We start from the raw sequence: 12,973 nt of genomic DNA on the forward strand, positions 1-12,973 counted from the left end.
TCCTTTTATAAGTAAGACACCACAAAACAACAAAGGTCCTATACGGACCTAAAAAAAATTATGCACCCTTTACTTCCAGACACTTTTTCAGTCTCTGAAGGGATACCCATATCTGATTTTTAATTGTCTTGACAGAGATGGATAACTGGTCGGCAATCTCTTTCTGTTTCAGTCCTTTTACACGGTGGAGGAGTAATACCTCTTTACACCTGCCGGGCAGCAGGTTGATACAATCGTAAAGAGCCATGCGGAATTCTTCAGACTCGAGCGGATTTTCCTCATAATAGGGAAGCTGTTCTTCCCGATTTTCCAAAAGTGTTCTGTAATTTGTTTGCGTACGGATATGGTTCAGTGCCAGATTTCTCGCCATCTTATACAAGTAGCCGGAAACATTCTCCCCGACCACAATCTTCTTTCGGTTATTCCAAAGCGTAAGAAACAGCTCCTGCACAACATCTTCGGCATCCTCTTTATCCTCCAACAGACGGTACGCATAACAGCACAGGCGGCTGTAGTAACGGACAAACAGCTTATTGTAACTACTGTAATCATCTTTTCCGATTGCAGCAATCAGTTTTTCATCTGTTATAGAGGCATTCAATATATACTAGATTAAATATTTAACATGTAAAGGCAATACTATTTCTTTTCTTACTTTATGCATACTTATCGGAATTAGAATTACACAATAGTCGTTTCCCATTCACAAAATAAACATTTATATTTGAATTCTATTTATTATATTAACATATATTATTTATTCAATAAAATTCCCAAAGAAGAACCTTCGTTTTTATACGCACAAAGATAATAAGAATACATATACGCTCAGCTATTCTCTAAAAGAAATCTTTCTTTAACAAAAAAAGAAGATGACGGAAATAGAAGACTTTGTAATACAGAGAGTAAAACAACTACGAATTGAGAAAGGAATGTCACAAAGAGAATTTGCTGATAACATTAACCTTAGCCAAGGTTTTATCCGTGATTGTGAAAGCCCCCACAAAAGGGCAAAATATAATATAAATCATTTGAATGAAATAGCGAAAGTATTCGAATGCAGTTTTAGCTATTTTTTTCCAGACAAGCCTTTTTAATTCTTTTCAAACATCACATTTCAGTCTCCAGGTTGTCTTTATAACTTATCTTTCAAAGCTAACTGAAAGAAGAATAAGATGAATTAACAATGTGATTATTATCTGAAGACATAATGATTTAAAAAACAAATTTTAGGTTTCAATATGTAAGACAATATCTTAATCTGACAACTCAACAATCTGCCGAAAGGTAACTTCCAGGAATCTTATTATCACAATAATTAACAATTTAAACATCTTACTTCCTACTTCCAGTTTGTCTTAAACAAATTTCCACTTCGTTTAAAACGAATATTTTTTTGTTTTAAACGGAATGAAGGTTTATTTTAAACCAAAAACAGTGTAAATATACGTTAATATGTCTCTGTTTGGTTCTTTTTTTATCCTCAAATTCTATGTTTTATAGCTATTTCTTGCTCTGGAAGCTCTCAAACCAGAGCCACGATAGCAGCGACATAATTCTCAATAATATCTTTTATCAAAGAAAAAAACTCCGTATTATCTGTTTTTTGGGTGCAATTTGGAATGATCGACCATGCTGTTGCATCTAATATGACAATATGGGACTTTGCTACGTTTGCGTAAAAATAGTCACAACTGTCCCCTGGTTCATACAGCCTCTTCAGGAACTACTTAAAGTAGCATTTTGACAATTTGACTCAAGCAATATTTTGTAATAAAATCAGTATGTAACCACTATGGTACTACTTCGTTATACCTGAATCTCCCTTATTTCCCTGTAATGATCTTCCGTATCTCACTTAATTTGTTAAGGGCTTCGATCGGAGTAAGGTTGTTGACATCGAGATTCTTGATCTCATCGCGAACCTGGCTTAAAACAGGATCGTCCAGTTGGAAGAAGCTGAGTTGATAACCTTCGGCAGCAGAAGCAATTTCCCTGACCGGCTTCGCTTTTACCTTACCTTTGCCTTTTGCTTTCTCTTTGCAATCGATACTCTCCTGCCGATTATCCGTTTCCAGTTGTTTCAGGATTTCACTGGAACGTTTCACGATACTTTTAGGCATACCCGCCATTTTCGCCACATGGATACCGAAACTATGCTCGCTACCACCGGGAATCAACTTACGCAGGAAGATCACCTTATTGGAGACCTCTTTCACCGAGACATTATAATTCTTTATCCGTTTGAAAGAACGTTCCATCTCGTTCAGTTCATGGTAATGAGTGGCAAAAAGCGTCTTGGCACGGGCATCCGGATGCTCATGGATATACTCAACGATCGCCCAGGCTATCGAGATACCGTCGTAGGTACTTGTTCCCCGTCCCAGCTCATCGAAAAGAACCAGGCTGCGTGAAGACATATTGTTCAGGATATTCGACGCCTCGTTCATCTCCACCATAAAGGTAGACTCACCGACAGAGATATTATCGGAAGCCCCCACACGAGTAAATATCTTATCTACCATACCGATACGGGCAGACTCGGCAGGGACGAAACAACCGATCTGTGCCATCAGCGTGATCAATGCCGTCTGACGCAGCAACGCCGACTTACCCGCCATATTCGGACCAGTGATAATGATGATCTGTTGCTGTTCGCTATCCAGATAGACATCGTTGGCAATATAGGCCTCGCCGAGCGGCAGCTGTTTCTCGATCACCGGATGACGGCCCGACTTTATATCGATCACATCCGAATCATCCACGTTCGGACGGATATACCGATTACTTTCCGCCACTTTGGCAAACGACAACAGGCAATCCAGACGACCGATCAGATTCGCATCCACCTGAATAGGGGGTATAAACTCCGCCAGACAAGTCACCAGCTCGGTAAACAGGCGGCCTTCGAGGGATAATATCTTTTCCTCAGCGCCCAATATCTTTTCTTCGTACTCTTTCAGTTCTTCTGTAATATAACGTTCGGCATTCACCAATGTCTGCTTGCGTATCCATTCGGCAGGTACTTTGTCCTTATGCGCATTACGCACTTCGATATAATAACCGAATACGTTGTTAAAGGCAATCTTCAGGCTCGGGATGCCGGTCTTTTCACTTTCCCGCTGTTGTACCTGAATCAGGTAATCCTTGCCGGAATAAGCAATGGCACGCAACTCATCCAGCTCCGCATTGACCCCTTTGGCTATGACACCGCCTTTATTCAGCAAAGACGGCGGATCGTTATTGATCTCCTTTTCTATCCGGTCGCGTATCTCGGTACAAGCATTCAACTGTTCGCCGATACGGGAAAGGCTCGGCTCATCACTTGCCATACAAGCCTCTTTGATCGGTTCGATCGCCCGGAGAGCGACTTTCAGCTGCACCACTTCACGAGGGGAAACGCGGCCTACAGCCACTTTCGAAATAATACGTTCCAGGTCGCCGATCTGCTCGATCTGTTCATCCAGTATATCCTTTACCTCCGGATGACGGAAGAAATAATCCACCACATTCTGACGGTCCCGGATCGGTTTGACATCTTTCAGGGGGAACAGCACCCAGCGGCGCAACATACGCGATCCCATCGGGGAAACCGTCTTGTCTATCACATCCAGCAGGCTGGTTCCCTCATCGTTCATCGTACCGACCAGTTCCAGGCTGCGTACCGTAAATTTATCGAGACGCACATAACGGTCTTCCTCGATACGTGAAAGCGCTGTAATATGCGAAATATGCGTATGTTGTGTCTGATCCAGATAATAAAGGATCGCTCCCGAAGCGACAACCCCCAGTTTCAGATGTTCCACCCCGAAGCCTTTCAGGTTCTTCGTCTCGAAATGTTTCAGCAGGCGGTCGTTGGCAGCATCGGCGGAAAATACCCAGTCCTCCATCTCGAAAGTGAAGAAACGGGGACCGAACACTTCCTCGAATTTCTTACGGTTGTTACGCTCGACAAGTACCTCTTTCGGAGAGAAATTATTAAGCAGTTTGTCGATATAATCGATCGTTCCCTCGGCTGTCAGGAACTCACCGGTCGAAATATCCAGGAAAGCGACGCCGCAAACATCTTTAGCGAAATGAACGGCAGCAAGGAAGTTGTTTTCCTTATGGTTCAGAATATTGTCATTGATAGAAACTCCCGGGGTAACCAACTCCGTAACCCCTCGTTTCACCAGTTTCTTGGTCATCTTCGGGTCTTCCAGCTGATCGCAGATTGCAACACGTTTACCGGCACGGACCAGTTTCGGCAGATAGGTATCGAGCGCATGATGCGGGAAACCCGCCATTTCGATAAATTGTCCCGGTCCGTTGGCTTTTTTAGTCTGTACGATTCCCAGTATTTCGGCTCCGACCACGGCATCTTCGCCATACATTTCGTAAAAGTCTCCTACACGGAATAAAAGGACAGCATCCGGATGTTTCGCCTTAATATCGAAATACTGCTTCATCAATGGGGTTTCAACTATCTTAGCCACGGGATATAATTTTTTATCATTTTAGTTAGACCGTACAAAGGTACAATAAAAAAAAATATAACTTTGCCGACATGTCTGACAAGAAACATCTTAGAATCATGAAAAAAACTATTTTACTCGCTTCCGGCCTGATTGCAGCCGTTCCTTTTGTGCATGCACAGAAAAACAAAGACAAAAAACCGAATGTGGTATTCATCCTGGCGGATGACCTGGGATACGGCGACCTGAGTTGCTACGGACAGGAAAAATTCGAAACTCCCAACATCGACCAACTGGCCCAAAACGGCATGCGTTTCACCCAGTGCTATTCGGGAACCACCGTCAGTGCCCCTTCCCGCTCCTGCCTGCTGACAGGTACACACAGCGGCCATACTCCCATCCGTGGAAACAAGGAATTAGATCCGGAAGGGCAATTTCCATTACCGGAAGATGCACGGACCATTTTCCATGTCATGCAGGACGCAGGATATAAGACTTCGGCATTCGGTAAATGGGGATTAGGTTACATCGGTACTTCCGGCGACCCCAGGAATCAGGGATGTGAGACATTCTTCGGATATAACTGCCAGCTGCTGGCCCACAGTTATTACCCCGACCATCTATGGGATAATGACCAACGGGTGGAACTGAAAGACAACGTAGTGGACGTTCAATACGGGACAGGTACTTACTCACAAGACCTGATCCACTCCAAAGCACTCGATTACCTGGATAATATCAAGGAAGACGAACCTTTCTTCATGTGGTATCCGACCATCTTACCGCACGCCGAACTGATCGTTCCGGAAGACAGCATCATCAAGAAATTCCGGGGTATGTATCCGGAAAAAGCATACAAGGGAACGGAACCGGGAAATCCGGCTTTCCGTAAAGGCGGTTACTGCACGCAGCTTTATCCGCATGCCACGTTTGCTGCCATGATCTACCGCCTGGATGTATATGTCGGACAGATTATCCAGAAACTGAAAGATAAAGGTCTATACAACAATACGATCATCATTTTTGCCAGCGACAACGGCCCGCATATGGAAGGGGGTGCCGATCCTGATTTCTTCAACAGCAACGGCATATACCGGGGTTACAAACGCGACTTATACGAAGGCGGTATCCGTGTACCGATGATCATTTCATGGCCGGGACATATACAGCCGGGAACGGAAACGAACTTCATGTGTTCATTCTGGGATGTATTGCCTACGTTCGAAGAGATCATCCATCCGAAGGCGAAACAGAAAGAGATGGACGGCGTAAGTATGTTGCCGCTGTTGCAAAACCGCAAAGGACAGAAGGAGCATGAATTCCTGTATTTCGAATTTCAGGAAATGAATGGCCGCCAGGCTGTCCGCCAAGGCCCGTGGAAACTGGTCCATATGAATATCCGCGGCGACAAACCGTATTATGAACTGTATAACCTGGCAGCCGATCCTTCGGAAAAACATAATATCCTGGACAAATATCCGGATAAAGTGGCCGAACTGAAAGAGATCATGGTCCGTGAACATATCGAAGACCCGAACTGGCCGCTGCTGAAGAAATAAAGGATCATATCGTTGGCTTCAACGATATGATCGAGATAGGTAAAGAAGCTTTAAATCTGAAGATTTTCCTGTCGCAGAAAGTATTAAAAAGATACGAAGAAACTATCCTAATCAGTCAATGAACCAAACAAATAATAACCATTTCGTCGGAGCAGACGAAATGGTTATCTACAAAAAAATCCGGTTATTTCCTTATCAGCTTATGATTACTTCTCCCTTCGGCAGTCACAACCTCCAGCACATAAATACCGGCCGGATAGCTGTCGTAGGAAAGCGATAACTGCGTATTGCCTGCCGCCGGTTGCCTTTTCATCAGGCGGCCGTTCATATCGTATAGAACGACCTCTTTAATAGCCACAGGAGCAGTTACCTGAACCGTTCCCGCCGCATCATAAGAAACAGTAACGCCGGTTCCGGCGGTTATATCCTCCGTCGAAGTAGAAGGGTCGGCAGCCACGACGATCTCGCCGGTCGTATTGCTGTTGCCTCTCACCCACTGCCATTCGCTGCCGTCGCTGCTTTTGTAAAGCAGGCGGATACGGTCGCCGGGAGCGATCGTCTGAGTGATCGTACAAGGCACTTCCTGCGCTACTCCGCGTTCGATCTCGATGGTGACAGGTTCTTCGCCGGAGATAAATTCTTTCGTATTCCCGTCCTTGTCCACAAGAGCAACGACCAGGTTACCCGAGAACGTACGGATACTCATATTACCAACATAACCGTACTGGATAGCGAAAAGCTGGTTCTGCTCAAAATCATCCGTCGTCGCAGTCAGGCCGGCAAAGACAGTACCTTCGTTTTCACCATAGAAAAATACCAGCATGTCCTGATAGGCGGAACCTTCCACCGGTTTTCTCATGCTGATGATGGCATCCTGTCCGAGCGAGAAACCGCCTCCGCTGTTCCCGCCGGTCCCCTGCACTTCGGGTTCGAGGACGGATAAGAGGTAATAGCCGTTCGCCAGTCCGCTCCAACCCCAGTTCACGTGATAATAGTCGGCATCATTATAGCCGTCGATGATAAACTGATGGCCTTCTTTCTGGTCGTTCTCGCCGCCATAGACAACAGGGCGGTTGTCGTCAAGTTCGCCTTTGATAATGGCTTCCCATTCGTCTTTCTGATAATTATCGCGTTGCAGGACATGGAGGGATTTGTCGTATTTCATATAATTGACAAGCCCCCGGGCGGCAGTCAATGTCAGGGCACCGCTGTTACCCGGCGCATAATTCATTTCAGAGAAAACACCGCAGTCGTACATCAGGGTGGCAACGTTTTGAGCCTGTGCGCTGGTATACTGGCCCACCGTATAAGTGGACGGCATATTATCCCACTGGTAAGGCGTATCGAACGTGGCGGATAACGACAAATTATATGTCTGGGAGGTATAGGAATGGCTTCCTGTCCCTACGTCCGGCCATTTATGATATTGCATGGCAATGGCTGTCGAGGTAGCCACACAGCCGGTCGGCGTACGCTGGTTATCCACGATCGGGCAGAGATCGTTGTAAGGCGTCATCTGGTCCCACAGCACGGTGGTCAGCTGCACGCCTCCGGACTTCAACTGCATATTACCTTGCCTCAACCGGCTCCAGGCAGCCGTCACCTCTTTGGCTGCCATCGACTTATTCTCACGCATCCAGTCGATCTGACGCCGGTAGCCGTCGAACCAGGAGCGCACATTCACCGGCATAGAGTCTTTCCAGAAAGTCTGTTGCATGCCGTATCCTAAAATAGGATAAGCCAGATCGTCGCCGGCAACGACCACAAAGCCGTTACCATCGGTCTGGCTGAATACATAAAAGGTAGCATCCTGCGAAGGGTTGCCCGAACGGGTGGCGGCCCCGGCATCCGACCAGACCAATGCCAGTTCCGGAGCAGAAGACCGGGTCTGCAGATGATTGCTTTTCAAAAAACTGAGCGCAACGCTCCGTGCCTGTTCTACATCGACAGGGGCGGCACTTATCGACATCGTCAACAAGGCGGCGAGGAAAACAAGAGTACATCTTCTCATTACTTGTAATTTTTTTAGTTTAAATTTAGCTTATCTATCAAAGGCCAGGTTAGAGGTTTTTATTAGCGTTTTTTACCTGTAATTACATTGTCATTCAATAACAAAGCAAATGGGAAGATGGTTGAAAAGGGGCTGAAAAAATACATCTATAAGTCCCCAAAGATAATTAAATACCTTCGGGGACTGCAATGTACCTGTTTCAATCCGGCCCTTTCAGCAGAACAGTTTCACCGCCGCCGCACCGATCAGCAGCCAGCCGAGCAGGTTACCGGCAGTCGGGGACCGAACGGAGGGTCCGGAGGGTTCGGGGGACGAAGGAGCGACAGGATCGCCCCGATGGCGGCCAGAGCGGCTTCCGTTTGTTTCAGCAGGAGCGACAGCAGTGCTATCAGCGCCAGCCACGGGATTGCCTGGGCAGCTGTGCCTCTCTTTCAGCCCGCGCGGGAAAAGAGCGTGGACCAGGGAGAGGAGAAAATTGCAAATGACACGAATCGTTTTCATAAAATCGTTGTTTATAAGATTATACATTCAGAATCACACCGGAATAAGTTTACCGATCGCCACAGCCAGACGCGCCAGCAACCGGCAGTAGACGGTACGGTTATCGCCATTCTTTTCACTGATATATTTGCTGTACGCTATTTCATGCGCAAAAGCAGCGGGATCGTAACTGACTGCGGCCGCAGCCGGGTAAGCGCTCGTGATCAGCCGGGCATAGTCGAAGAAGCTGTTCTGCGTACCGGCATATTTGCGAAAAGGTAACCCCTCGGGTTTCAATGCCACCCGGCAGCCATGCCAAAATTCGTTGGACGGGCCGTAGCCGGTAATTCCGAACAAGTTATGATGCAGCCGCGCCAGGTTGCTCTCGCCCCAACCCGACTCGATAGCTGCCTGAGCCAGCATAACCACCGCATTGATACGGAACAACTTCTCAGCCGCCTGCGCCTCCGGCAGGAAACGTTTTACAAATTCATATTTTGTCATGGAAAATTATCTTACGACGGTGAATAAAACATACAAAACACTTGAATATCAAAGAATTATTTACTACATTTGGAGTAGATAATCATCCCTGATACGATAAGTCATGATAACAGAAGAACAGGCAGACCAATACATTCCGGAGAATGAACATGCGTGGGGTTACCAGGAACTGGCGATCCTCTATTTCCCGAACATCAAACCCGAGAGTGCTGCCCGGCAGCTCCGCCGCTGGATCATGTTCAGCAAGGAACTGGTAACCCAACTGACCGCCTACGGCTGGAAACCGGGCCGTAAACTGCTGACACCGAAGCAGGCAACCTGTATCTTCCGTCATCTGGGGCCTCCCGGTAGCTGAAAACTACCGGCTTTGCTACTCGATCTCAGGACGGTCGCCACCGCCCTCTTCCTTCTCGTCCTCGTTCTTATCGAGCATCATGCGCTCAACCTTGAGCTTCGTCTTCGCCAGCTCGAGCAAGGCCTTTCCGGGCCGGAAGACAACACGGGGCCGCCTGACCATCTCCGGTTTAAAATCCTTTTTCATGGACGAGCCTTTGCTTCCCAGCACGGCCATGAAATAACCCAGTTCCCCCAACTGTATGGTCTGCCCGTCGAGCAGTTTCTGTTTCACCACAAACAACACCCCGTCGAGCACCAGCTTCACGTCGCCCGGGGTAGCTGCCGAACGGTCGGCAATGATATCACAAAGGGTAGCCGTGTCGCACATCCCGTTCGAACTGCTGGCCGCATAGAAGAGCTTTGCATCGGCTGCCGCTCCTTTAGTCATATCCTTCCTCAATACCAATCGATACTTTACTGACATAATTTTACGAATTAAAAGTTACTGAATCTGTTTATTCTCTCCTGTAATATTACATCGTAAAGATACCTCCGCCCGCAACCGCCGGGTCCGCCGATGTCCGCCACAGTCCCCGGTTGTCCGCATTTGTCGGTATTTTGTCGGTATTTTGTCGGTATTCGGTTGTTTTTACAGCCACCTCTCCTCGATCACCGGTGTCCGTGCGAGGCTTTCGGTGAGGCGGACCAGTTGGGAGATATGGGAGGAGAGTGTTGCCAACAGGGCGGTGCGGGAGGCGGATTCGGTTTTGCCGACTGTTTCGGCGGGGGCTGTTTTCAACTGCTCCGTCAGGCGGGAAGTGTCGGACAACAGGCGTTCTTCGTAATATTCCAGGCGGAAATAGTCGGCCAGGTCCGGACAGATCGTTTCTTCCGGCTCACTCAACATCGAAGCGGGCACACCGGGCGGCAACGGCAAGTCCGGAAGCTGTCCCGAAAGTATCTCCGCCAACATCCGTTCGCGGGACGGCAATACCGCTAACGGCTGGCGGAGCGACACGAAACGCAACAGATTACGATACGTCTCCCCCGTAAATACCAGATCGTCCTCTTCAAGCATCCGTTCCACATGCGGAGCCACTGCCGGATGCTTCAGGCAGAAAGCCAGCAGGCGGCATTCTCCGGCCCCGGCCATTTCCGTCAGCAATTCCATATAACAGATAAAATCCTCACGTCCCAGGCGGCGGAAAAGCTCATCCGGATCTTTGGCCGACACCAGGCGCAGGCTGCCCAGGGAAAGCCCTCCGGGCGATTCTTCCAGCAGACGGACAGTAGCAGCCTGTCCGGCAGGATCATTGTCGAGCAAGAGCACCGCACGATTGCAAAAACGCTGCAATTCTTTTGCCTGCCCGGACGTGAAAGCCGTCCCTCCCAACGCCACCGTATTGGTAAAACCTGCCGCATGCATGGCCAGCGCATCCTTATAGCCTTCGGTAAGGTAGGCAAATCCTTTCCGGCGGATCGCCTCCGAAGCCCGGTGGATGCCGTACAGCATCCGGCTCTTGTCGAACAGGAGGCTGTTGGGGCTGTTCACATATTTCGGATCGTCGGCGGCAGCCGGAAGGTTTGCGTCAGTCCCCACCTGCCGACGTCCGCCGAAACCCGTCAGTTCGCCTTCCGCATTATAGACGGGGAAAACAATACGCCCGCGCAGGTAACGATAGTCATCCGGAACGAAAGCCGTCGCCTGTCCCACCCCGAAGTCGAGCCAGGTGCCCGACAGTTCCGTATGCCCCGATGCACAGGGTAGCAGCGAAGCCAGGAAACCGTTGTTCGCACCGATACGCCGTGCCCTTTCACGAGCAGAGGCGGCAACGGCCTCCGGGGAAGGAGCAGGCGGCGTTCCGGAAACGGACCCGGTGGAAACGTCGGAAACAGGAGCCGACCGTGATACGGCCAGTTTCTCTTCCTTTCCGCCGAGTTTCGCCACTGCCTCGGCAAAGGAGCAATGCTCCAGTCCCATCACCAGCCCGATCACATCGCCTCCCGCCCCGCAGGCATGGCATTTGAAATACTGTCCGCCCACATGGATGCCGAGCGAAGGATGATGATCGTCATGAAAAGGACAAAGCATCTTATAATTGGCTCCGGAACGATGCAGCGTCCCATAACGCGCCGCCACGACCTCGATCGGATTGGCAGCCTTCAGTTGTTTTATATCATTCATAGGAATCGACACATATTTGGTTTCACTTTTTCTTGTACGGATAAATCTGCGTAAGGCTGTCGTTGTAGCGGAAGCGTACTTCGCCGGTAGCGCCGTTGCGGTTTTTGATGACGAAGAGGCGGCCTACACGGTAGTAGGATTCGTGCGTCACGTCATCGTAAAGCTCGTTGTACTGCTCGGGGCGGTAGACCATCGCGATGCTGTCGGCTATCTGTTCGATCTCGCCCGAGTTACGCAGGTCGCTCATGACCGGGATATGGCTGGGACGCGTCTCGCAGTTACGGTTCAACTGCGCCAGCACCGCCGTGACAATATTAAATTCAAGGGAGAGCGACTTTACCTTGCCTGCCGCCTCCCCCAGGGCCAGGTCCATCGTGTCTTTCACGTCGGCACGGCCGGAAGTGACATTCAGCAGGTTCAGGTAATCGAGCACCATCATGTCGAGTCCGTACTTGCGTTGCAGCAGTATGCACCGCGCCCGGATCTCTTCGAGGCTGCTGCCGCTACAGTAAATGAGGAAGATCGGCAACTTCCGCAGCTCCTCCGCCGCCCGGTCGAGACGCCGCCGGTCGTCGTCGTCGAGCAGTTTGAACCGCAGCTTGTCCGGCTCCACCCCGCTCAGGGTACAAAGGATACGGCCGACCAGCTGGCGTTCGGTCATCTCGAGGCTGAAAAAGGCCACCTTCTTCCCCTGCCGTGCCGCTGCCAGGGTCATATGGAGCGCCAGTGCCGTCTTCCCCATCGAAGGGCGTCCGGCCAGCACGAGCATCTCGCCTTTGAAAAGCCCTCCCAGATGGCGGTCGAACTCATCGACACCGGTACTGACCTGCAACTCCTCGCCTGCCCGGCGGCGTTCCTGTTCCTCGTAAATCTCGCCCAGCACCCGCTGGCTCACTTCAGCCGCCGTACGGGTCGTACCGTGCGTAACAAACTCCTCCTCCAGCTTCTCCAGATCCTTGTGCGTCGCCCCCAGCAACCCCACAACATCGGCATCCGCACGCTGTGCCTCGCCGATACGTACCGTCATTTTCAGGATGGCCTGCCGCAACACCCAGCAACGGATCACCCAGGCGGCATAGGTACGGATAAAACTGGCGTTGCGTACCTTCAGCATCCGGTCGGCGATGAAGCCCAACCCGTTCAGCCGCGCGGCATGCTCGGGGTCGAGACGCCTCATCTCCCGTTCGATGCTCAGCATGTCGATATCCGCTTCATGCTGGTAAAGCGCCAGCATCGCCCGGTACACCAGGCAGTAATCGGGATGGCTGAACATCTCCGGACGAAGCCGTTCGCCCACTTCGCAGATAGAGGTACTCTGTGCCACGACCGACAAGATAACGGCAAGTTCCATCTCTTCGGAAACCGGTGCCTGACTGTTACCGGATGCAACGCTGATCGCTGAAGGCTGTCCAGCTGTTTGTTTTGTTTCGTTTTTCATATGATT

At 49.6% G+C, this 12,973-nt stretch carries 10 protein-coding genes; 3 read left to right on the plus strand and 7 right to left on the minus strand.

What is annotated here, in order from left to right; genetic code table 11:
* Nucleotides 1-58: 58 nt before the first annotated feature.
* The gene (locus IEY67_RS01485) at nt 59-601 is read right to left on the minus strand and encodes an RNA polymerase sigma factor (protein WP_221267776.1); all 543 of its coding nucleotides are present in this window, start codon (nt 599-601) and stop codon (nt 59-61) included.
* A 271-nt stretch (nt 602-872) separates the two neighbouring features.
* Between IEY67_RS01485 and IEY67_RS01490 the strand changes: the two genes are divergently transcribed.
* Nucleotides 873-1,097, plus strand: a complete 225-nt coding sequence (locus IEY67_RS01490; RefSeq protein ID WP_122374741.1) for a helix-turn-helix domain-containing protein — start codon at nt 873-875, stop codon at nt 1,095-1,097.
* A gap of 729 nt (nt 1,098-1,826) precedes the next feature.
* Here IEY67_RS01490 and mutS read toward each other — a convergent pair.
* Nucleotides 1,827-4,448, minus strand: a complete 2,622-nt coding sequence (gene mutS, locus IEY67_RS01495) for a DNA mismatch repair protein MutS (protein WP_221267779.1) — start codon at nt 4,446-4,448, stop codon at nt 1,827-1,829.
* Nucleotides 4,449-4,573: 125 nt separating this feature from the next.
* Between mutS and IEY67_RS01500 the strand changes: the two genes are divergently transcribed.
* On the plus strand, nt 4,574-6,013 hold the full coding sequence (locus IEY67_RS01500; protein ID WP_183670273.1) for an arylsulfatase: 1,440 nt from the start codon (nt 4,574-4,576) through the stop codon (nt 6,011-6,013).
* Nucleotides 6,014-6,197: 184 nt separating this feature from the next.
* Here IEY67_RS01500 and IEY67_RS01505 read toward each other — a convergent pair whose 3' ends face one another.
* Nucleotides 6,198-8,024, minus strand: a complete 1,827-nt coding sequence (locus IEY67_RS01505) for a C10 family peptidase (protein WP_183670271.1) — start codon at nt 8,022-8,024, stop codon at nt 6,198-6,200.
* 534 nt (nt 8,025-8,558) lie between these two features.
* Nucleotides 8,559-9,008: a glucosaminidase domain-containing protein gene (locus tag IEY67_RS01510; protein WP_122353629.1), complete on the minus strand. Its 450-nt coding sequence runs from the start codon at nt 9,006-9,008 to the stop codon at nt 8,559-8,561.
* Between the two features lie 103 nt (nt 9,009-9,111).
* Here IEY67_RS01510 and IEY67_RS01515 point away from each other — a divergent pair, with 103 nt between their 5' ends.
* Nucleotides 9,112-9,363: a DUF4248 domain-containing protein gene (locus IEY67_RS01515; protein ID WP_122353630.1), complete on the plus strand. Its 252-nt coding sequence runs from the start codon at nt 9,112-9,114 to the stop codon at nt 9,361-9,363.
* 15 nt (nt 9,364-9,378) lie between these two features.
* Here the strand turns inward: IEY67_RS01515 and IEY67_RS01520 are convergent, their stop codons facing one another.
* From IEY67_RS01520 to IEY67_RS01530, 3 genes are all read right to left on the minus strand, one after another.
* Entirely contained in the window at nt 9,379-9,828 is a 450-nt protein-coding gene (locus tag IEY67_RS01520; RefSeq protein ID WP_122353631.1) for an HU family DNA-binding protein, read from the minus strand.
* Nucleotides 9,829-9,993: 165 nt separating this feature from the next.
* Nucleotides 9,994-11,541, minus strand: coding sequence for a CHC2 zinc finger domain-containing protein (locus IEY67_RS01525; protein ID WP_229800931.1), 1,548 nt, complete (start codon nt 11,539-11,541; stop codon nt 9,994-9,996).
* A 10-nt stretch (nt 11,542-11,551) separates the two neighbouring features.
* A complete protein-coding gene (locus IEY67_RS01530; protein ID WP_183670269.1) occupies nt 11,552-12,967 on the minus strand; it encodes a replicative DNA helicase in 1,416 nt (471 codons plus the stop codon).
* Nucleotides 12,968-12,973: the final 6 nt, after the last annotated feature.

The sequence above is a fragment of the Parabacteroides faecis genome, assembly GCF_014647375.1.
Classification (GTDB): domain Bacteria; phylum Bacteroidota; class Bacteroidia; order Bacteroidales; family Tannerellaceae; genus Parabacteroides; species Parabacteroides faecis.